Here is a 19,208-nt window from a genome sequence, read left to right as displayed (position 1 = left end):
AATCACTTCAATCATCTTGATTCGCGATTTGTGGAACCGATAGATAGCTCCGTAGACATCGTCGCTCTACTTCGGTCTCACAACGCACCTGACATATGTCGTGTGATTTCTGCGGCCCCAGAACTGGACGGCAAAGACATACAGTTGAAAAAGGCCGTAGAGGCGATCGAGTTAAGCTTCCAGGGCACTATCGTCTGCTGCATTCCAGGGAAACTGGCGTACTACTATGGTGAAGCCGGGAGTGAGAGGCTTCTCTTAAGACGATAACTGTTACAGCGTTAATCCAGGCCGGATATCGAGGCCGAAAGGACCGAGATAAAAACGCGAACGCCAGCCAAATTCGCCGGACCGAGATTCCAACTCCGTTTCGAAGCAATGCCATAAATTTGAACCTTTTCGAACGAGCGACCGACGCATGTGAGAAGCAATCACGCACTCTCATCGAAAGGGTCCTGTCATGACCTTCACACGCACCTTCGCCGTTGTCTTTGCCGCCGCTGTCTTCTCCGCGCCGGTCATGGTTCATCCGGTCTTGGCAAATGGCCAGCTTCAGACCGGCACGCAAACCGGTCCTGGAGAAGCTCCCAAAAACATCCGCATCCAACCCGACAACCGCAACCAGGCTGATGCTGCCGGCGGGTGCCATGACAGTGTAACGCAGACCTCCTACAGCGGACCCTGCGTCGACAACATCAAAGCAGGCGGCTGCGAGAGTGATGGGGAGAATGCCAGCGTTCCCGGCAACTGCCCGAACAGCAGCGAGCCCTGATCCGCTCTAAATTTTTATGGCTAGATCAGATTCACAAGAACGATAGATCGCCGATTGCGATTCCATCTAAACTTGATCTGATCTAAAGCAAAAACGCCGCCGCCAGGCCCAGGAAGGCGAAGAAGCCGATCACGTCGGTCACGGTGGTCAGGAAGACGCTCGAGGCAATCGCCGGGTCGACGCCGACTTTCTCCAGGCCCAGGGGGATCAGAGTCCCGGACAGACCGGCGACCACCATGTTGATCACCATGGCGGCGGCAATCACGATGCCCAGCGACAGGGATTCGAACCAGAGCCAGGTGACGCCCCCCGCCAGGACCGCGAAAAGAACGCCGTTGATGGTTCCGATCAGCAGTTCCTTGCCGATGAAGCGCGTTGCATTGGCCTCGGTCAGATCCTTCATGGCCAGAGACCGCACAGCGACGGTCAGGGTCTGTGTGCCCGCGTTTCCACCCATGGAGGCCACGATTGGCATCAGAACCGCCAGGGCCACGATCTGCTCGATGGTGGCGTCGAAGAGGCTGATCACCAGGGACGCCAGGATCGCGGTCAGGAGGTTGACCACAAGCCAGGTGAAGCGGGCCTTGGTGGTATCGAGCACGGCACTGTAGAGATCGGGCTCGCTCACGCCGCCCATCTTCATGATGTCGTCGCCGGCTTCCTCGTCGATGATATGCACCACGTCATCGACGGTGATCACGCCCAGCAGGCGTCCCGCGTCATCCACCACCGGCGCCGAGACCAGACCGTACTGCCGGAAGAGATAGGCGACGTCCTCCTGGTCCATGGTCAGGGGAATGGTCTTGAGATCGGTTTCCATGAACTCTGTCAGGCGCACATGCCGCTTGGTCCGCATCACGCGGCTGAGCGGCAGGAATCCGATGGGATGGTGCTTCGGATTGACGATGTAGAGATCGTAAAAATCGTCCGGCAGATCCTTGGCCGCGCGCATGTAGTCGATGGTCTCGCCCACGGTCCAGGCCGAGGGAATGACCACGAACTCGCGCTGCATCAAACGCCCGGCGGAGTCTTCGGGGTAGGAAAGCCCTTCCTCCAGGATCATCCGGTGAGCCTGCGGCAACTGGCTCAGGATCCGGTGCTGGAATTCCTCGTCGAGGTCCTCGAAGACCTCGACCGCGTCGTCACTGTCGAGCTCCGTAACCGCACGGGCCAGTCCCGTCGGGCCCAGCCACTCGATCACCTCCTCACGCACGGAGACGTCGAGGTTGGGCAGGATCTCAGGATCGAAGGTCGAGCCCAGGATTTCGACCAGGAGCTTGCGCTCGTCCCGGTTCAGAGTCTCCAGCAGGTCGGCCGCGTCGGCCTCGTGCAGACCGGGAACCAGATCCTCGATTTCAGTGACACGTTCCTCCGCCAGCGCATCCTGCACCGCGAAGACGAGTTCCATCGAGAGACCGGGGCTTTCCTCGGTATCGCTCGACGGCGCGTCTGGGGCGCTGCGGGCAGGTTGCGGTTCGCTCATGCGGTCACCTTAGCGAGGAAAGCCTACAAAAGAATGTCTGATGTCTGATCGTAAGAATTTTTCCTTATAGCGCATGTCCCATCTCGTGATCCTGCGCATCGACCACCGCCACGGCGGACATGTTGACCACGCCGCGCGCGGTCACCGAAGGCGTCAGAATATGCGCGGGCGCGGCACAGCCGATCAGGATCGGCCCGACCGAGAGCCCTTCCCCCATGGACTTGACCATGTTGAAGGCGATATTCGCTGCATCCAGGGTCGGCATGATCATCAGGTTGGCGCGGCCCTGGAGGCGGGAGTTCGGAAAGACCCGCTCCCGGATCTCCGGCTTCAGCGCGGAATCCGCATGCATCTCACCCTCGACCTCCAGGTCCGGATAGTTCTCGTGCAGGATCGCAGCGGCCTCGCGCATTTTTTGCGCACTCGCGGAATCCTGCGCACCGAAATTGGAGTGCGACAACAGCGCGATCTTGGGCTCCATCCCAAAGCGCCGGACGTGCGATGCCGCATGCACGGTCATCTCCACGATCTCGGTTACATCTGGATTTTCGGTCACATAGGTATCGGCGATGAAAAAGGTGCCGTTGGGCAGGATCAGGAGGCTGAGCGCCGAGAAATCATGGACTTCAGGCCCTTTACCCAGAACATTTGTAATCTGGTTCAAATGCTTGTAATAGCGCCCATTCACGCCACAGATCATCGCATCGGCGTCGCCAAGGCGCACCGCGATGGAGGCGATCGCCGTGTTGTTGGTGCGGATCACGGTCTTGGCGACTTCGGGCGAAATCCCCTTGCGCTGCATGACCTCGTGATAGGTCTTCCAGTAGAGATTGTAGCGCGAGTCCTGCTCCGGATTGACGACCTCGAAGTCCTCGCCCGGCTTGATGCGCAGCCCCAGCCGCTTGAGCCGGGTCTCGATCACCTCCGGGCGTCCGACCAGGATCGGATGCGCGACCTTGTCATCGACAATCACCTGAGCCGCGCGCAGAATCCGCTCGTCTTCGCCCTCCGCATAGATCAGACGTTTGGGTTTCTGCCTGGCCCGTTCGAACACCGGCTTCATAACCAGACCCGAGCGGAAGACGAACTCCGCCAGCTTTTGGCAGTAGGTGCTGAAGTCCTCGATCGGGCGGGTGGCGACACCGCTCTCCATGGCCGCCTTGGCCACGGCCGGAGAGATCTCCAGCATCAGGCGCGGGTCGAAAGGCCGGGGGATAAGATACTCGGGCCCGAAACTGCGGTCGCCGTCACCGTAGGCATTGGCCACCACCTCCGACTGCTCGGCCATGGCCAGATCCGCAATGGCCTTTACGGACGCCAGCTTCATCTCCTCGTTGATGGTGGTCGCGCCGACATCCAGCGCGCCCCGGAAGATGAAGGGAAAGCAAAGCACGTTGTTGACCTGGTTCGGGTAGTCCGAACGGCCGGTCGCGATGATCGCATCGGGGCGCGCGGCCTTCGCCTCCTCCGGCATGATCTCGGGCACCGGGTTGGCCAGCGCCAGGATCAGCGGCTGGTCCGCCATGGTCTTGACCATCTCCGGCTTGAGGACGCCGGGCGCCGAGAGCCCCATGAAGACGTCGGCATCCTTGATGACTTCCGCCAGGGTGCGTGCGTCGGTCGCCTGCGCGTAGTTGGCCTTTAAGGGGTCCATCTGCTCGGTCCGGCCTTCGTAGACCACACCGGCGATATCGGTCACCCAGATGTTTTCGCGCTTGATCCCCAGAGAGACCAGCTGATTGAGACAAGCCAGCGCGGCCGCGCCCGCGCCGGAGGTTACCAGCTTGACCTTGTCGAGATCTTTCTTGACCAGCCGCAGACCATTGTAGATCGCCGCCGCCACGATGATCGCCGTGCCGTGCTGATCATCGTGGAAGACCGGAATGTTCATGCGCTCGCGTAAACGGCGTTCGATTTCAAAGCACTCCGGCGCCTTGATGTCTTCCAGGTTGATCCCGCCGAAGGTCGGCTCGAGCGCTGCGACGATGTCGACGAACTTGTCGACATCCAGTTCGTCCACCTCGATATCGAAGACGTCTATGCCGGCGAATTTCTTAAAGAGAACCGCCTTGCCTTCCATCACCGGCTTGGAGGCCAGCGGGCCGATGGCACCCAGACCCAGCACTGCCGTGCCGTTGGTCACCACACCCACCAGGTTTGCACGGGCCGTCACCTCGGCGGCCACGGCCGGATCCTCGGCGATCGCGTCGCAGGCCGCGGCCACGCCCGGCGAGTAGGCCAGCGCCAGGTCCCGCTGGTTGCCCAAAGGCTTGGTCGCGGTCACTTCCAGTTTGCCCGGTCTCGGATGGCGGTGATAGAACAGCGCGGCGTCGCGTAGGTTTTCGGCCAAGATGATGTCTCCCTCTCACTTTTTTTGTCACGCCGGAGCCTTCAGCACATACCGGCGGCAGACAGCTGCCCCAGGCCCCTCTGCGCTCGCGCTCACCCCGAAACCACCGACAATGAATCGGAGCATGGCCTCGAAATCAACTTTCACATTTCGGATAATGCCCCGTGACCCGGCCCGGGGACTAGACTAAAAAACCCCTCGGAACCAGCTTGCCGTCGAATTATGTCGTTTTGAGAGCATTGTCCGGCGGCAAACTGGAATTATCTGAGAGGCGTAAGAGTCGTTTGCCTTGTGGGAAACCCTGCTTCAACGACCATAGGAACCTCCCCGGGGGATCGCGCAATTGCGGGCCTGCCGGTCACAGAATGGAACGGATTTGATGGCGGCACCGGGTGCTCCTCTGTCGGAAAGCAAGCTACAGCCTGTCGAGTGGCGCATCGATGACACGCCGGTCGCCTATCCCGATGCCGTTGCCTTCATGGACCAGCGAGTCGCGCAGATCCGCGCCGGCACGGCAAGGGATGCCGTCTGGCTGCTGGAGCATCCCAGTCTCTACACCGCGGGCACTTCAGCGCAGGCAGCCGACCTGATTCAGCCCGACCGCTTTCCGGTCTATAAAAGCGGGCGCGGCGGTCAGTACACCTATCATGGTCCGGGACAGCGGGTCGGCTACGTCATGCTCGATCTCAGGAGCCGCAAGAACGACCTCAGATGCTACGTGCATGATCTGGAAGAATGGATCATCCGCACCCTGGCCAGCTTCAACGTGCAAGGCGAGCGCCGCGAAGGCCGGGTCGGGATCTGGGTGGACCGGGGTCACGGCCGCGAAGACAAGATTGCCGCCATCGGCGTGCGGGTCCGGCAGTGGGTGGCGTTCCACGGCATCGCCATCAACCTGGACCCGGACCTCTCTCACTTCGAGGGGATCGTGCCCTGCGGCATCGCCGAGCACGGCGTGACCTCGCTGGCGGATCTGGGCCTGCCCGTGACCATGGCCGATCTGGACGTCGCCTTGCGCGCGGCCTTCGAAGAGGTCTTCGGACGCGAGATTGCGCCGCAGGAAACGAGTTTTGACAGCAGCGCCACCGCAGCATCCGCCCCGGCATAATACCAAAGCCATGACACCGAACGGTCTCGACAGCTCCGAAGCCTTCGTGCTTCTCGACGACAACCTGGCGCCGGAGGGCCGGGCGTTGCTGTTCGAGAAACCGGTGGAAATTCTCCGCTGCGACCGGCCGCAGGACGCGCCAGCGACCCTGAAGCGAATGGCTGATCTCACCGCCGGCGGTTATCATCTCGCGGGTTACTTTGCGTACGAACTGGGCTACCTCTTCGAGCCGCGGCTGGCCGGCCTGATCGAAGACCGTCTCGAGAAAACCCGGGGCACGACACCTCTGATCTGGATGGCCGCGTTTCACGCCCCGCGTTCTCTCGATAGCGAGGCGCTGGCAAAAATCCTCGCGCCCGCCGGGCGTTACGAAACCTCCACGCCGGAACTCTCCCTCACCCGCGAGGACTACATTGTCAAGGTCGGCAAGGTCCGGGACTACATTGCGGCGGGAGACGTCTATCAGATCAACTTCACCTTCAAGTATAACTTTAGATTTTCCGGTGATCCTACTGCCTTTTATCGGAATTTACGGTGTAAGCAGCCGGTTTCCTATGGCGCGTTGATCCATGATCCGGCGCACGGCGGTTCTGATCCGGAAAGCCGGGGCTTTGACCTGCTTTCGCTCTCCCCCGAGCTCTTTTTCCGGCGCGAAGGCGACCGCGTCTGGACCCGCCCCATGAAGGGCACCGCCGCGCGCGGCCTGGACAGCGCAGGCGATGCAGAGCAGGCAGCCTGGCTGCGCAACGACGAGAAATCCCGCGCAGAGAATCTGATGATCGTCGATCTGCTGCGCAACGACATCGGCCGTGTCGCCGAGACCGGCAGCGTCGAGGTCACCGACCTCTTCACGGTCGAGACCTACCGCACGGTGCTGCAGATGACATCGGGCATCACCGCAAAGCTGCAGGATGGCGTGAGCTTCCGGGACATCATCCAAAAGATCTTTCCCTGCGGCTCCATCACCGGCGCGCCGAAAGTCCGGGCCATGGAGATCATCCATGAGCTGGAGCCGGAAGCGCGCGGCGTCTACACCGGCGCCATCGGCATGATCGGACCCGACGGCGACTGCCGCTTCAACGTGGCGATCCGCACGCTGATGATCGAGGCCGCCCCGATAGACACTGCGAACGACGGCGCGCAAGAGACTGTACGCAAAGCGGAAATGGGAATCGGCAGCGGGATCGTCTACGATTCCAACCCCGCTGACGAATACGACGAGTGCCTCCTGAAAGGACAGTTTCTGACCACCGCAATGGAAGACTTCGAACTGATCGAGACCATGATCTGGCGCCCGGAGTCAGGTTACCACTTGTTGGACTACCATTTGGAACGCCTGGAAGACTCGGCCCGATACTTCGGCTTCAGGCATGACGCCGAAGCGGTGGAACGCGCCCTTAAGGAAACCGCCCGACCGCTGACTGACGGACGCTACAGGGTGCGGCTGCTCTTGGACCGGCAGGGCGACATTTCGATCACCAGCACGGCGCTGGCGCCGCCCGACCGGGATGCGACTTTTCGCTTCGTCATCTCGGAGCACAGGATCGACAGCCGCGACCCCTTCTTCCGGCACAAGACCACGCGGCGGCAGCTCTACGACAGGGAGTATGCCCGCTGGCACGAAGCCACGGGATGCGATGAAGTGCTGTTCCTGAACGAGCGCGACGAGTTGGCCGAAGGCAGCCGAACCAACGTTTTCCTCGAACATGACGGCATGCTGGTCACCCCGCCCCTCTCCAGCGGTGCACTGCCCGGCACCCTGCGCCGGGCCCTGATCGAGGACGAACCCCGCGTCGCGACCGAGGCCGTTCTCACACTGAAGGATCTAAAAGGCGCAATGCGCGTTCTTTTCGGTAACTCGGTACGCGGGCTCCAGCAGGCGAAACAGCTCGATACGAGTACCGCCAATAAAACCTCGGACAACACAACTCTTAAGGCCGGTTGAGGCGGCGACAACACATCGCGCGACGGGTTGACCCTCGCCTCACCCCAGCGCCTCGAAATGATCCTCACGCAGCAGGGCGGAGCCATCCGGCTGCAGCGCCCAGAGCTCGCGGGTGACCACGCCCTGCGCCTTGTTCATCTGCCAGCGTGACGTCAGAAGCGCGGTTGTCTCGCTTTCGGCAGTTATCTCGGGCTCCAGGTATTCGACATCGCCGAAGCCGTCACCAATTACCTTGGCCCAAAGGCCTTCGATTTCCGAACGGCCCGTGAAGGTCCCGAAGGGCTTGGCGATCACGACGGCGGTCTCCTCGTAGCAGGCGGCGCAGGCGGCGGCGTCACCGGCATTGAACGCGGCTTTCCATTTTTCACTGGCGGCTTTAGCTGCAGCGACCACGGCATTGTTCTGGTTAGACATTTTTGGTTCCTCTAATAATGGCGATCTCCCTGCGAGAGAGGCTTGCCCAGAGATATAGAAGATTGGTTACCCAGTGATAATTCGTTGATTTTCGAAATATTTGTTTATAAAAATTAAACAATGAAACCGAACTTCAACGACATGATGGCTTTTGCGGAGGTGGTGGAGACCGGCTCCTTCACGGCGGCAGCGGAGCGGCTCGGCCGGGGCAAGTCCGCCCTCAGCCAAAGCATCACCCGGCTGGAAAGCGACCTGGGCGTCCGGCTGATCCAGCGCACCACGCGGCGCCTGTCCCTCACCGAAGCAGGACAGAGGTTTTACCGTCACTGCGAGACTATCCGCGAGATCCATACGCAGGCGCTGGAAGACGCCCGTTCACAAGCCGGTGCCCTTTCCGGCCGCCTCAGCATCACCGCGCCGCACGCACTGGCAGCGGCCTTCGTCCGACCGGCGTTCACGGCATTCATCAGGGAACATCCCACCCTGGAGGTGGTCTTTCACAGCGATGACGGACAACTCAATCTCGTTGACCACGGCATCGACCTGGCGATCCGGGTCGACATGCCACAGGATCAGTCGCTGAAGGTTTCGAAGCTGGGCGAATTCCGCGACCTGCTCTGCGCACACAAGGATCTCGTTGCCGAACATGGCGGCCTGCCGGGCGGTCTCGCGGATCTGAAGGACTGGCCCCACATCGGCAATCAGTGGCAAGGGGCAGAGCCTCTCTATCATCGCAGGGGCGAGACGGCGCTGCAGGTCACGCCTCAGGTGCGCTGTAACGCATTCCACGATGTTCTGGGCTTCGTCGGAGATGGACTGGGTGTCGCGTTGTTACCCGATATCGCAATCCGCGAGGAGCTGCGTTCAGGCGAGATCCGCGCGCTCTTTCCCCGAGACGAGATCGCCCCGGTCGCGATCTACGCCGCCCACGCCTTCGACAGTTTTCCGCCGAGACGGGTGACGGCCTTCATTTCCGCTCTCCGGCAGCGTCTGGCGCGGGAGTTGCAATGATCCCTGAAGCGCAACAGACCCTAGTTTAACTCCCGATCAGCCCGGCTCTGCGCGATCAGCCAGTCGCGCATGCGTTTGACGTGATCGGCGTTTCTCGGGCTCCGGGGCGCGACGATATAAAAGCCCATATCGCTTTTCATGGTTATCTCCAGCGGGCGGCAGAGCCGCCCTGCCGCCAGATCGTCCTCGACCAGAGGATCGCTGGCCAGCGCGACTCCCTGCCCGGCCAGCGCGGCATCGAGGGCAAGCGACGTCTGACTGAACTTGAGCGCCCGCGACATCGCCATGGGTTCAGCGACGCCGGTCTGCTCCAGGAAAAGCGGCCAGAGACCATGGGCGTCGTGCAGCAGGACCTGCCGGGCGAGATCTTCCGGCTTTGAGATCGGGTGTTTCCCCGCCTGAAGGGCCGGACTGCAAACCGGATAAACCTCGAAGGGAAAGAGCAGTTCGGCGGTCAGGCCGGGACCGAAAGGCGGGCGCCCCTGCCGCACGGCAATGTCCACGCCATCGCTTTGAAAATTGGCGAGCCCCTCGCCCGCGACCACCCGCACGTCAAGATCCGCATGGCTTTGCAGAAATGCGCCCAAACGCGGAACCAGCCACTTGCCGGCGAGTGAGGGCGTGACGCTGAGGGTCAGGACAGCCTGCTGCGGCCGGATCTCGTCTGTCGCGTCCTCGATCAGGCGGAACGCCCGCTGCACCGGCGCCAGGTACTTCCGCCCCTCCTCGGTCAGTGCCAGGCCGCGCGGCAGACGCTCGAAGAGTTTTGCATTCAAGGTCTGCTCCAGGCCGCGCACCTGCTGCGCCACCGCCCCCTGGGTCACGCCGATCTCCTCGGCGGCCAGCCGGAAGTTCAGATGGCGCCCGGCGGCTTCAAAGGCCTTGAGCCCATTCAGTGGTGGAAGACCAGACGCCACATTCGTCCTTTGAGACTGTAGATTTTCTACAGTCATACGCGCCGATTTCTCGCTAGTCAAATCCTGGCCAGGGAGTCACTTCTAGATATCAGTCTCAACGGAGCCCGAATCCTCGAGCGCCCCCCCAACAAGGAGCCCATCATGAGCAGCGAAAAAGTAGCCATCATCACCGCCGGCGGCAGCGGCATGGGCGCGGGCGCCGCACGCCGGCTGGCGCAGGACGGCTTCAAGGTCGCGGTCCTCTCCTCCTCCGGCAAGGGAGAAGCCCTGGCCGCGGAATTGAGCGGCATCGGCGTAACCGGATCGAACCAGTCGCCCGAAGACCTGAAACGCCTCGTGGATCTGACCCTGGAGAAATGGGGCCGCGTGGACGTTCTGGTCAACAGCGCCGGGCACGGTCCGCGCGCGCCGGTCCTGGAGCTGACCGACGAAGACTGGCATAGGGGCATGGATGTCTACTTTATGAATGCCGTGCGTCCGACCCGGCTGGTCACGCCTGTTATGCAGAAACAAAAGTCCGGCGCGATCATCAACATCTCGACCTTCGCCGCCTTCGAGCCCGATCCGGTCTTTCCGACTTCGGGCGTCTTCCGTGCAGGCCTGGCCGCCTTCACCAAGCTCTTCTCGGACAAGTACGCGGCGGACAACATCCGCATGAACAACGTCCTGCCCGGCTTTATTGACAGCCTGCCGGAGAAGGAGGAATTCCGCGCCCGCATTCCCATGGAGCGCTACGGCAAGACCGAAGAGATCGCCGCGACCATCTCCTTCCTGGCCTCCGAAGGCGGCGGCTACATCACCGGTCAGAACATTCGGGTCGACGGTGGCATCACCCGCGCGGTCTGAGGCGGGATCACCCTGCGAAGCAAAGGCTGCGCTTCCCGGGCGCGGCCTTTGCTGCCTGCGGCCCTCGACAATCGATGGCTTTTGCCAGCTCCGGACGCATGAGCTAAGACTCTCCGCCGTCCTTTTTGTCGAGATAGCTTCATGAACGTCCGCAGTCTTTTAACGTTGCAGTCGCTTACTGCCGCCGAAATCAACGCGATTGCAGACCGTGCCATCGAACTGGCCCGTGACTTTGAAGAGAGAAAACCGGTGCAAAGCCTGAAGGGCAAGCGCGTCGGCCTCATCGTCGAGGAATGCGGCTGGCGGAACACGACGGCCTTGGATCTGGGCATGCAGCTGCTCGGCGCGCACTGCACGCAGATCACGGCATCTCTCAGCGGCGCGGAGTCCCTGGAAGATCTTGCGCGTTACTTCGAGAACTGGTTCGACCTGATCGCCGTCCGCTGCCCAAGCCTGGAGCGGATGAGCGCACTCGCGGCGGCCACGCGCCTGCCTGTGCTCAATCTGCGGACACGGCAGAACCATCCCTGTGAAACCCTCGGTGACCTCTGCTACGTGAAACAAACGCGCGGCAGCCTGGAAGACCTGACCGTGGCCGCCGTCGCGCCGGCGGGCAACGTACTCCATTCCTGGGCCGAGGCCGCCGAGGTTCTCCCGCTCAAACTGATCCAGGTCTATCCGCAGTCTCACTGGATCGACCGTGCGGCCTACCCTGCGCCGGGGATCGAAACCACGGAAGACCTCTCACTGGCCCGAGAGGCCGATGTCCTGATCACGGACTGCTGGCCCGACGACACTTCGGGCCTAGCGCTGGACGACCTGCGGATCACGGCGGATTTCCTGGACGGGGCGAAGGAGTATTGTCTCTTCATCCCCTGCCCGCCCGTCACTCGGGGCGAGGAGGTTTCCGCCGACGCCATGGAGCATTCGAAATGCCGAAGCTACGACGCCAAGGCCTTTCTGATGCATGGCCAGAATGCCGTGATCGAGCGCGCGCTGCTGCCGTAACTCACAGAAAGCGTCAGATCTGCAAGGACTCGCCATGCCGCACATCAAGCTCGATGGAAACCGCTAGAGCGGACACGCCCCACTGTTACGAGGCCGTCGACATCCTGCAGCCCCGTTCCGAGCGCTCCGCCTTCTTCCGGGAGAACGCGCGTTACGACGAAGTGCCGCTGGTGATCTACCGGGGCAAGCCGCTGGTGCAGTCCAACGCGATCCTGCTGCACTTGGCCGAAAAGCTCCAACTCCTGCAAGGCGGCACAGACAAGGACGGTCCGGAACGCGCCCAGGTCGCCGAGTGGCTGATGTGGGAGCAGAGCCGCCTGGGCTTCTCCCTGCCCAACCTGCGCTTCGAGCGCAAATTCAGGACCGGCTGCGACCCGGCTGTTTTAGCCTGGCTGGAAGCACGTCTGCGTGGAGACCTGGATGTCCTGAACAATCATCTCGGCCAAAGTACCGGCGGCTTCATCGTCGGCAACAGCCTCTCCATCGCCGACTGTTCGCTCGCCGGATATCTCTACTGGCTGAGCGACGCCGGCCTGAAGATCGCGGACTGGCCGGCGGTGGAAGCCTGGCTTACGCGACTCAGTGAGCTGGAGCACTGGCAGCACCCCGACGACTTAATGCGCGCCTGACCGCATTTCAAAATCCGAAACGTCTGTTCATCTTCCTCCGACGCCGCCCCGCCAGAGCGAACCCGGCCAGACCCGTTGCAAGAATCGCCAGCGTGCCCGGCTCAGAAACCGAAACAGCGCTGGGCGCCGCCGCGAATCGCAGATTGTCGATAAACAAATAACCGCTGGCTGGTAATCCTTCACGCATAGAGAAGCGAATCTCGGTAAAAGGCGCCATACTGTCGAGCAGACCGAAGGAGCCGTCTCGTCCTCCCATCACGTCTGCAATGTCGAACTTCTGACCAGACCCAGAAATGGTAGCCTCGATCGGCAACCCAACATCCGAAAAATCCGCGATGAACCCGACCACCGGAACCGGGAAGGTCCAGACCAGCTCGGCCAGGTTAAAACGGCCGCCATGCACGTTGCCTCGATAGCGCGAGCCACTAACCCCATTGTCAAGCACCGGTATAAATCCAGAGTTTACACCGACGCGCGTTGAGACCACCCCGCTCTCGAAAGTGATTGAAGTCTCACCAAAATTGTTCGTGTCAAAGGTATCAAGGGTCACGGCCGCCCCGCCGATTGCGCTGTTAAAGGCGTCCAGATCGGTCACTGCGATGGGCGCCGCCTGTGCAACGCCTGCCGTCAGGCCGAAAGACAGGATGAGACCCGCCAGAAGTGATTTGCAATTTTTCATTTTTCGTTCCTCGCCGCCGCCTCCGCCGCCACCCTGATCGCGGATTACGCGACGGCGACCGGACAGCGGCCATGGTTAATTTGCCTCAAAGCCGGCGGGAAGCCCGATGCCTGCGCATCGCTGCTGCCCTGGGCCGAGACTGCCGGCGGCAATAAGGGCAGCTTTACCACCGAAGTTGAAGAGGGTAGACGCCTTTTGTCCAAAATCTGCGCAATTTTGTCCAAAATGTCGCTTTGCATGGTTAAGATTGAGCGCCAAAAAGCTGCAGAATCGTCAGGTTTTTCCCGCCCCCGACAGACAGGAAGAGGTCTCAGCAAGGCAGTTCCGCCAGCAGGGCCTCTGTCGTCACCTGACGGCAATAGCCCTTGATGGTCCGCAGGGAGTTCTCGTGGCGTTCTTGCGTAATCGAGGCGCAGGCGTCGGTGACCTGGGTCACAAGATAACCCAGATCGCAGGCGTCGCGGATCGCGCTTTCCACGCAGTGATCGGTCCTCAGGCCGCAGATCACCAGCTGCTTCACGCCGAGATTGCGCAGCACGTAGTCGATATTGGTCGAGATGAAGACCGAGGAGGAGGACTTCGGAAAGACCATCTCGTCGTCCTCCGGCGCGAGTTCATCAATCACCTTAGCGTCCCACGCCCCCTTCGGCACGTTGAAGCCGGAGATCTTGTAGTCCAGGCTGCGGTCCCGCCCGTCGCGGGTCAGGCTCTCGATCGTCGTATAGAGCACCTCGACGGAGGCCGCGCGGAAGGCCTTCAGCAGCCGTTGCATATTGGGGACGGCAACCTCTTCCAGCTGTGCAAAGTACGCCGCATAGTCGCGCGCGATCTCGGCGTCCGAACGCGCCTTGAATTCTCCGCCGTCGCGCCGGGCGCAGAGGTTCTGAACGTCGACGATCAGCAGCGCCGAGTCTTCCGGCACCAGCGGCCGTTCGCGGGTCAAATTGCTCTCAGCAGCCATATGGATTCAACCCCTTACAAACTGTCTTTTGCTTACTTCATTGGCCGCCAGCCGGCGGCCAGCAGAATGCCGCCCGTGGCCAGCACCAGCCCGGTCCAGGCGAAGGCACTCGGCCACTCCCCCAACAGAGGGATCGCCAGTAAAGCCGCCATGCCCGGCACCATGGCCATCATCGCGGCAGTCGATGACGTGCCGATGGAGCGGACCGCCGTGGTGAAACACAGGATCGCGATCACACTCGGACCCAGCCCCTGGTAGAGGCCCTGCAGCAGGATTTCGGACCAGGGCGCCGTCATGACGGCCCTGGGCAGGACGGTCAGGTAAAAGGGCGCGAACCACATGAGATTGAGGATCGGGATGCAGACCATGGTTTGCACGGGCGTGAGATGCCAGGCCTTGGTGGCGATCAGGAAAAACGCCACGAAGAGCGTCGCCGCCAGAAACATCAGATGGCCGATCCAGACATCGGACTCCACGCCGCCGGTGCCCCGGTCCCATCCGATCAGCACACAGCCGGCCAGGATCACCGCCATCCCGGCGACGCGCCAGCTGTCGGGCTTGTCCTTCAGCCAGATCCACCCCAGGACCGCGGCGAAGATCGGCAGCGTGCCGTTCATCATGATCCCCGCATGCGAGGCCGGGGCATACTGAAACCCGCCGAACGCAAGCAGCAGATACGGCGTCCCCTGCCCGCAGGCGACCAGGACAATCTGCCACCAGCGCAGACGGCGCGGCCAGTAGCGCCAGACGAAAGGCGCAACGGCAATGGCCGCGACGGCAAAGCGCAGAGCCATCATGTCGTAGATGGTCAAGGTCTGAACCACACCGAAGCGTGACACCACGACCCATCCGGACCAGATCAGCACGACGGCAAAGGCCGCCAGCCAGCCGTAAAGCGGCCGGACGGGACTGGAGACGGGATGAACCGCAGGCGCCGCCGCCCCGCCGCTCTCAGACATGAGAGCCGATTTCGAGTGCTCTGCCGGGCGTCACGCGATCTTGCTCATTTCATTGAGCTGAAACTCGGCGACCGCGCCCTCGGTCACGGCGCGGAAGGCTTCCAGGTGCGGCTGGTTCATATGGGCCTGCCAGAGCTCCCGGTTTTCCCAGATCTCGTAGAAGACAAAGAAGCCCGGGTTCCCGTTGTCCCGGTGCAGATCGTACTGCACACAGCCTTCCTCGGCACGGGTCGGCGCGACGAGCTTTTCCAGCTCGCCCTGAAGAAACTCTTCCTTGCCGGGCGCGGCGGTGATCTGGGCGAGAATAATCAGGGGCATGAGAGACCCTCCATGTGAAGAGCGGGTTGAAGATCGGCGGGGAGGCAAATATCGGAGGAAGGTCTCCGCGATGCAAGCGCTGCGATTCACCTGACCGGTAATGCGTTTTCAGACAAGCATTGTTCCAAATTGGACAAACTTGCCCGCAGATTGGACAAACCGCCGCCCGGCTCTTCCCTTTTCATTCGCAAACAGCCACTGATCCCTCTGACGCTTAGAGTGCCGCCGAATGCGGTAGCCATAAGAATCCCTGATCGAGATCTATTAACGACTGCTGTCCGGCATCAAGGCATCGGCGAAACTGCGAGGCACAAAAAGTGAAACTTTTCAAATCGGCATCAAAAACTGGCACCATAGCCCTCAAGAGCTTTCTCGGAACACTCCTGCTGGGCGGGCTGCTTACGGCTTTCGCCCCGGGCGCACAGGCAACACTGATCGGACAGACGGTCGGCTGCGTGGCCTCAAGTGACCTCGGGCCACTGACATGCTCGTCAGATAGTACGGTGGTTCAAACCACCGGCCCCGAGTTTGTCTTGAGCCAAGCGAGCATCGGATTTCCCGTCCCCCTCACCTGGGATATCGATATCGGGGAGTCCTCCGTTCGGATCGGCTATAGCTTCCAAGGCAATAGTGAATTCAACGACGTGCAGCTCGATGTCCTCTTATCCAATTTGTTCTGGCTCGGAAGTCCAGATAGCGTGATCAGCGGTTTCCTTCTCTCGGTGAGTGGCGTGACCGGATTCGATGAGGCAGACATATCTTTTTCTGACAATGTCATCGGATTTGATCTTGGGGGCGGCCCGGAATCCACCCGGTGGAACAGCGGCTCCTCCGTCACCATCACCCTCATCACGGAAGACCACGGTCCAAGCGTGTCAGTGCCCGAGCCTGCCACGCTGGCGCTTTTCGGTCTGGGGCTGGCCGGATTTGGACTGGCACGTCGGGGCATTGCGCAGCGCCGAAGGACCGCCTGACCTCCATCGCCCTTCGGCAGGATATCAAGCGGCGGCCCGTCTCGGCCGCCGTTTTTTCTGCGCGAAACGAAACCGCAAGACCTTCAAGCCTTTGAGCTGCGATAATGCGCCGCGGCTTTCGAACGATTGCCGCAGGTCTCCATGCTGCACCAGCGCCGCTTGTTGCCGCGCGAGACATCCTTAAAGATCAGCACGCAACTTTCATTGGCGCAGTTCTTCAGGGATCTGGGGTCAGCGGCCACCAGCAGCTCTGCCGCCCGTTGCGCCAGCAGGCCCAGCACAGCTTCGGGCGACAGGTGCTCCTGCGCCGGGGCCAGTGCATAGCCATCAGCGGCCGCGCTGAGGCGCATCTGCCGGGCCGACTGAGCCAGATGATCGTTTATCACTTTGATCGCCTCGCCCGGTGCCGCCTTTCCCGCCGCTTTACTCGTTAAAGCATCGCGAATGGCCTGCCTCAGCGCGCCGGCCGACGCCAGCCACTCCTTCGTCCAACGGCCAGCAGCCGTCACGCCCGCAGCCTCAAGCCAGGCGGAGAGCGCCTCCGGCGTCTCGATAAGATCGACCAGCTCATCACGCACCAGGATCCGCGTATTGACGAAGTCGATGGCGAGGTCGTTGCCGACGAACTGAAAGGGAAATTTCGGCTCAAACATTCTAACCTGTATAATTTAACTTGACTGGTTATACAAGACTCTCATATCTAACCGATAAAATGGATTTAAGGCGGTTATATTTGGTTTCGAAAATCTTCATGCCCGCCTCGAACCCGCCAACCCTTTGCTTCGGGAGATCGAAACATGAGCAATTCCATCCGAAACGGCCTGATCGCCGCCGCACTTGCGGTGAGCGCCCTGGCTACGACCGCCTTGCCGGCACATGCGGACAACTCTGCGGTTCGCTACGGTTACGAGAAGGTCAGCGGCCACAAGATTTTCTATCGCGAAGCCGGCGATCCGGCGAAACCGAGCATTGTTCTGCTGCACGGCTTTCCCAGTTCCTCGCATCAGTACCGCAACCTGATCCGCGATCTGGGCGACAGCTACCACCTGATCGCACCGGACTATCCGGGTTTCGGCTCCAGCGACTTCCCGCCCGCGAGCGAGTACGAATACAGCTTCGACAACATCGCCGAGACCATCGACGGCTTTCTGGAACAGCGCGGGATCTCCTCCTACGCGCTGATGATCCAGGACTACGGCGCGCCGGTCGGCCTGCGCATCGCGGTGAAGCATCCCGAGCGGGTTCAGGCGCTGATTGTCCAGAACGGCAACGCCTATGAGGAAGGCATTAACGAGGAGACCTGGGCGCCGATCATCTCCTACTGGGCAAACCGCACCCCTGAGCAGGGCGAAGCCATCGCGAAAAGTGTCTTCAGCCTCGAAGGCCTGAAGTGGCAGTACACCCACGGCACCCGCAATCCGGAGGCCATCCTGCCGGACAACTGGCTGCTCGATTACGCCAACTTCTCGCGCCCCGGCCAGCACGAGATGCAGTTGGGCCTCTTCTACGATTACCGGAACAACGTAAAGCTCTACCCGGAATGGCAGGCCTACCTGAAGACCCATCAGCCCCCTGCCCTGATCGTCTGGGCCAAGAACGACGCCTTCTTCCCGGTCCCCGGCGCCGAGGGCTACAAGCGTGACCTCAAGGATGTGGACTACAACATCCTGGACACAGGCCACTTCGCCCTGGAGGAAGACGGTGCCCTGATCGCCGACAAGATCCGTGCCTTCCTGACCAAGCGCGGCATCAAGTAAGACTGCGCATGCAACGCAAAACCGGCGCGCGGCAAAGTCACTCTACGCGCGCCGGTTGCAAATACGCTTTGCCCCTGTTAGCTTGCCGCCATGACAGAAAAGACAACTCCCGACGGCTGCCCTTGCTGTTTCTTACCGACGATATGGTATCGGGGCGGCCATGAGATTTGCGGTGTTTGCCGTTGGCATGACGACGGGCAGGACGACCCGGACGCAGATGCGGTTTGGGGAGGCCCAAACTACCAGTATTCACTTACTGCGGCCCGTGCGAATTTTCGCGACCACTATCATAAGTATGACTTAGGGACCGGACCTGACCATATTAAGGATCCGAGCCCGGAACGTCTCGCGCTGGTCGACTATGTCAAAGAGATTTTGTCCGGCAAGATGGAATTGGACCGGGCAAAACTCCTGGAGTTGGAGAAAGCCACCATAAAAATAAGCGATGCAGATCGCGCAGAGTTAGAGCAATTCCAACGCGAGCTCAAAGCACAGGTTGCGCGCGAGCGTAAAGCCTAGACTCTGAGCTGCCGTTCAACTCACCAACCGCCGTCCGCGCCACACTGTGAAGCCGAATACAGCGAGCCAAACCACGCAACAGGCGGTGGGTTTACAGAACCTCGATGTCGAAATGGAGGACGTCTTCGCGCGTTCCCAGCTTCGTGTAGAGGGCAATCGCGAGCAGATCGATCAGGTCGGCCTGCACGTAGATGACGTAGGCCCCGCGCGCGGCGGCAATGACCTTGAGATCTTCGATCAGCGCCGTGGCGATGCCCTTGCGCCGGTGATCCTCCGCGACCGCAAGATCGTAGATATAGATCTCGCTGCGCTCCTGCTCGAACTTCTTCAGGACATAAGCCGAGAGGCCGCCGGTCACCCGGCCGTCCTGAAAGGCCGCCAGTGCGATAAAGTCCGAGCCGCCAAGCAACTCCTCAAGATAGGTCTTGCCGGGCTGCGCCCCGCAATAGGTCTCTGGATCTTCGAAGGCTTCGCCGAACAGCGTGACCAGTTCGCGAAATAACGTGACATCACCTGCCCCCAGATGACGAATTGAATAGGAGCCCATGTGCGTCAGCCTCG

20 protein-coding genes are annotated in these 19,208 nt (G+C 61.2%); 10 read left to right on the top strand and 10 right to left on the bottom strand.

Annotated elements, in window-relative coordinates:
• Nucleotides 1-457 precede the first annotated feature (457 nt).
• The gene (locus tag FKG95_RS20620; protein WP_142898284.1) at nt 458-769 is read left to right on the top strand and encodes a hypothetical protein; all 312 of its coding nucleotides are present in this window, start codon (nt 458-460) and stop codon (nt 767-769) included.
• 82 nt (nt 770-851) lie between these two features.
• On the opposite strand, the gene mgtE is transcribed toward FKG95_RS20620, so the two are convergent.
• Together mgtE and FKG95_RS20610 are read right to left on the bottom strand one after the other, a co-directional pair.
• Nucleotides 852-2,252, bottom strand: coding sequence for a magnesium transporter (gene mgtE / locus FKG95_RS20615; RefSeq protein WP_142898283.1), 1,401 nt, complete (start codon nt 2,250-2,252; stop codon nt 852-854).
• A 64-nt stretch (nt 2,253-2,316) separates the two neighbouring features.
• The gene (locus FKG95_RS20610; protein ID WP_142898282.1) at nt 2,317-4,602 is read right to left on the bottom strand and encodes an NADP-dependent malic enzyme; all 2,286 of its coding nucleotides are present in this window, start codon (nt 4,600-4,602) and stop codon (nt 2,317-2,319) included.
• 379 nt (nt 4,603-4,981) lie between these two features.
• On the opposite strand from FKG95_RS20610, the gene lipB reads away from it, so the two are divergent.
• On the top strand, nt 4,982-5,710 hold the full coding sequence (gene lipB, locus FKG95_RS20605; RefSeq protein WP_142898281.1) for a lipoyl(octanoyl) transferase LipB: 729 nt from the start codon (nt 4,982-4,984) through the stop codon (nt 5,708-5,710).
• Nucleotides 5,673-7,655 carry an aminodeoxychorismate synthase component I gene (gene pabB / locus FKG95_RS20600; protein WP_218940292.1) on the top strand — a complete coding sequence of 661 codons (1,983 nt, stop codon included), beginning with the start codon at nt 5,673-5,675 and terminating at the stop codon, nt 7,653-7,655. The genes lipB and pabB overlap by 38 nt, the downstream gene beginning before the upstream one ends.
• 39 nt (nt 7,656-7,694) lie before the next feature.
• Here pabB and FKG95_RS20595 read toward each other — a convergent pair whose 3' ends face one another.
• A complete protein-coding gene (locus FKG95_RS20595) occupies nt 7,695-8,069 on the bottom strand; it encodes a nuclear transport factor 2 family protein (protein ID WP_142898280.1) in 375 nt (124 codons plus the stop codon).
• A gap of 120 nt (nt 8,070-8,189) precedes the next feature.
• On the opposite strand from FKG95_RS20595, the gene FKG95_RS20590 reads away from it, so the two are divergent.
• Nucleotides 8,190-9,080, top strand: a complete 891-nt coding sequence (locus FKG95_RS20590; protein WP_142898279.1) for a LysR family transcriptional regulator — start codon at nt 8,190-8,192, stop codon at nt 9,078-9,080.
• Nucleotides 9,081-9,100: 20 nt separating this feature from the next.
• Here the strand turns inward: FKG95_RS20590 and gcvA are convergent, their stop codons facing one another.
• The gene (gcvA, locus tag FKG95_RS20585; protein WP_142898278.1) at nt 9,101-10,033 is read right to left on the bottom strand and encodes a transcriptional regulator GcvA; all 933 of its coding nucleotides are present in this window, start codon (nt 10,031-10,033) and stop codon (nt 9,101-9,103) included.
• Nucleotides 10,034-10,138: 105 nt separating this feature from the next.
• Here gcvA and FKG95_RS20580 point away from each other — a divergent pair, with 105 nt between their 5' ends.
• The 3 genes from FKG95_RS20580 (at nt 10,139) to FKG95_RS20570 (ending at nt 12,480) form a co-directional block, all read left to right on the top strand.
• Nucleotides 10,139-10,843: an SDR family oxidoreductase gene (locus FKG95_RS20580; protein WP_142898277.1), complete on the top strand. Its 705-nt coding sequence runs from the start codon at nt 10,139-10,141 to the stop codon at nt 10,841-10,843.
• Nucleotides 10,844-10,984: 141 nt separating this feature from the next.
• The gene (locus tag FKG95_RS20575) at nt 10,985-11,851 is read left to right on the top strand and encodes an ornithine carbamoyltransferase (RefSeq protein WP_142898276.1); all 867 of its coding nucleotides are present in this window, start codon (nt 10,985-10,987) and stop codon (nt 11,849-11,851) included.
• 53 nt (nt 11,852-11,904) lie between these two features.
• A complete protein-coding gene (locus tag FKG95_RS20570; RefSeq protein ID WP_218940291.1) occupies nt 11,905-12,480 on the top strand; it encodes a glutathione S-transferase family protein in 576 nt (191 codons plus the stop codon).
• Between the two features lie 7 nt (nt 12,481-12,487).
• Here the strand turns inward: FKG95_RS20570 and FKG95_RS20565 are convergent, their stop codons facing one another.
• The 4 genes from FKG95_RS20565 to FKG95_RS20550 form a co-directional block, all read right to left on the bottom strand.
• Entirely contained in the window at nt 12,488-13,159 is a 672-nt protein-coding gene (locus FKG95_RS20565) for a PEP-CTERM sorting domain-containing protein (protein WP_142898275.1), read from the bottom strand.
• 310 nt (nt 13,160-13,469) lie between these two features.
• Nucleotides 13,470-14,120, bottom strand: a complete 651-nt coding sequence (locus tag FKG95_RS20560) for a cysteine hydrolase family protein (protein WP_142898274.1) — start codon at nt 14,118-14,120, stop codon at nt 13,470-13,472.
• Nucleotides 14,121-14,152: 32 nt separating this feature from the next.
• Entirely contained in the window at nt 14,153-15,079 is a 927-nt protein-coding gene (locus tag FKG95_RS20555) for a DMT family transporter (protein ID WP_142898273.1), read from the bottom strand.
• A 30-nt stretch (nt 15,080-15,109) separates the two neighbouring features.
• Nucleotides 15,110-15,397 (bottom strand): putative quinol monooxygenase, encoded by a 288-nt coding sequence (locus tag FKG95_RS20550; RefSeq protein WP_142898272.1) that lies wholly within the window; start codon nt 15,395-15,397, stop codon nt 15,110-15,112.
• Nucleotides 15,398-15,714: 317 nt separating this feature from the next.
• Between FKG95_RS20550 and FKG95_RS30010 the strand changes: the two genes are divergently transcribed.
• Nucleotides 15,715-16,371, top strand: a complete 657-nt coding sequence (locus tag FKG95_RS30010; protein WP_218940290.1) for a PEP-CTERM sorting domain-containing protein — start codon at nt 15,715-15,717, stop codon at nt 16,369-16,371.
• Between the two features lie 83 nt (nt 16,372-16,454).
• On the opposite strand, the gene FKG95_RS20540 is transcribed toward FKG95_RS30010, so the two are convergent.
• Complete coding sequence (locus tag FKG95_RS20540) at nt 16,455-17,024, bottom strand: CGNR zinc finger domain-containing protein (protein ID WP_142898271.1); 570 nt, start codon at nt 17,022-17,024, stop codon at nt 16,455-16,457.
• A gap of 144 nt (nt 17,025-17,168) precedes the next feature.
• Between FKG95_RS20540 and FKG95_RS20535 the strand changes: the two genes are divergently transcribed.
• Both FKG95_RS20535 and FKG95_RS20530 read left to right on the top strand, forming a co-directional pair.
• Nucleotides 17,169-18,128, top strand: a complete 960-nt coding sequence (locus FKG95_RS20535; protein WP_142898270.1) for an alpha/beta fold hydrolase — start codon at nt 17,169-17,171, stop codon at nt 18,126-18,128.
• 90 nt (nt 18,129-18,218) lie between these two features.
• Complete coding sequence (locus FKG95_RS20530) at nt 18,219-18,647, top strand: CPCC family cysteine-rich protein (RefSeq protein ID WP_142898269.1); 429 nt, start codon at nt 18,219-18,221, stop codon at nt 18,645-18,647.
• Nucleotides 18,648-18,738: 91 nt separating this feature from the next.
• On the opposite strand, the gene FKG95_RS20525 is transcribed toward FKG95_RS20530, so the two are convergent.
• Nucleotides 18,739-19,194 (bottom strand): AAC(3)-I family aminoglycoside N-acetyltransferase, encoded by a 456-nt coding sequence (locus FKG95_RS20525; protein WP_142898268.1) that lies wholly within the window; start codon nt 19,192-19,194, stop codon nt 18,739-18,741.
• Nucleotides 19,195-19,208 lie beyond the last annotated feature (14 nt).

Origin of the sequence: Denitrobaculum tricleocarpae (assembly GCF_007004665.1) — a bacterium.
GTDB lineage: Bacteria > Pseudomonadota > Alphaproteobacteria > Kiloniellales > Kiloniellaceae > Denitrobaculum > Denitrobaculum tricleocarpae.
Note: the sequence above shows the minus strand (reverse complement) of the source record. Positions and strands in the feature narration are given on the sequence as shown.

What these genes read in the sequence shown, in the direction of transcription:
- FKG95_RS20620 (WP_142898284.1), top strand. Translation starts at nt 458, where the DNA reads ATGACCTTCACACGCACCTTCGCCGTTGTCTTTGCCGCCGCTGTCTTC.
- mgtE (WP_142898283.1), bottom strand. Translation starts at nt 2,252, where the DNA reads ATGAGCGAACCGCAACCTGCCCGCAGCGCCCCAGACGCGCCGTCGAGC.
- lipB (WP_142898281.1), top strand. Translation starts at nt 4,982, where the DNA reads ATGGCGGCACCGGGTGCTCCTCTGTCGGAAAGCAAGCTACAGCCTGTC.
- FKG95_RS20595 (WP_142898280.1), bottom strand. Translation starts at nt 8,069, where the DNA reads ATGTCTAACCAGAACAATGCCGTGGTCGCTGCAGCTAAAGCCGCCAGT.
- FKG95_RS20590 (WP_142898279.1), top strand. Translation starts at nt 8,190, where the DNA reads ATGAAACCGAACTTCAACGACATGATGGCTTTTGCGGAGGTGGTGGAG.
- gcvA (WP_142898278.1), bottom strand. Translation starts at nt 10,033, where the DNA reads ATGACTGTAGAAAATCTACAGTCTCAAAGGACGAATGTGGCGTCTGGT.
- FKG95_RS20580 (WP_142898277.1), top strand. Translation starts at nt 10,139, where the DNA reads ATGAGCAGCGAAAAAGTAGCCATCATCACCGCCGGCGGCAGCGGCATG.
- FKG95_RS20575 (WP_142898276.1), top strand. Translation starts at nt 10,985, where the DNA reads ATGAACGTCCGCAGTCTTTTAACGTTGCAGTCGCTTACTGCCGCCGAA.
- FKG95_RS20570 (WP_218940291.1), top strand. Translation starts at nt 11,905, where the DNA reads ATGGAAACCGCTAGAGCGGACACGCCCCACTGTTACGAGGCCGTCGAC.
- FKG95_RS20565 (WP_142898275.1), bottom strand. Translation starts at nt 13,159, where the DNA reads ATGAAAAATTGCAAATCACTTCTGGCGGGTCTCATCCTGTCTTTCGGC.
- FKG95_RS20560 (WP_142898274.1), bottom strand. Translation starts at nt 14,120, where the DNA reads ATGGCTGCTGAGAGCAATTTGACCCGCGAACGGCCGCTGGTGCCGGAA.
- FKG95_RS20555 (WP_142898273.1), bottom strand. Translation starts at nt 15,079, where the DNA reads ATGTCTGAGAGCGGCGGGGCGGCGGCGCCTGCGGTTCATCCCGTCTCC.
- FKG95_RS20550 (WP_142898272.1), bottom strand. Translation starts at nt 15,397, where the DNA reads ATGCCCCTGATTATTCTCGCCCAGATCACCGCCGCGCCCGGCAAGGAA.
- FKG95_RS20540 (WP_142898271.1), bottom strand. Translation starts at nt 17,024, where the DNA reads ATGTTTGAGCCGAAATTTCCCTTTCAGTTCGTCGGCAACGACCTCGCC.
- FKG95_RS20535 (WP_142898270.1), top strand. Translation starts at nt 17,169, where the DNA reads ATGAGCAATTCCATCCGAAACGGCCTGATCGCCGCCGCACTTGCGGTG.
- FKG95_RS20530 (WP_142898269.1), top strand. Translation starts at nt 18,219, where the DNA reads ATGACAGAAAAGACAACTCCCGACGGCTGCCCTTGCTGTTTCTTACCG.
- FKG95_RS20525 (WP_142898268.1), bottom strand. Translation starts at nt 19,194, where the DNA reads ATGGGCTCCTATTCAATTCGTCATCTGGGGGCAGGTGATGTCACGTTA.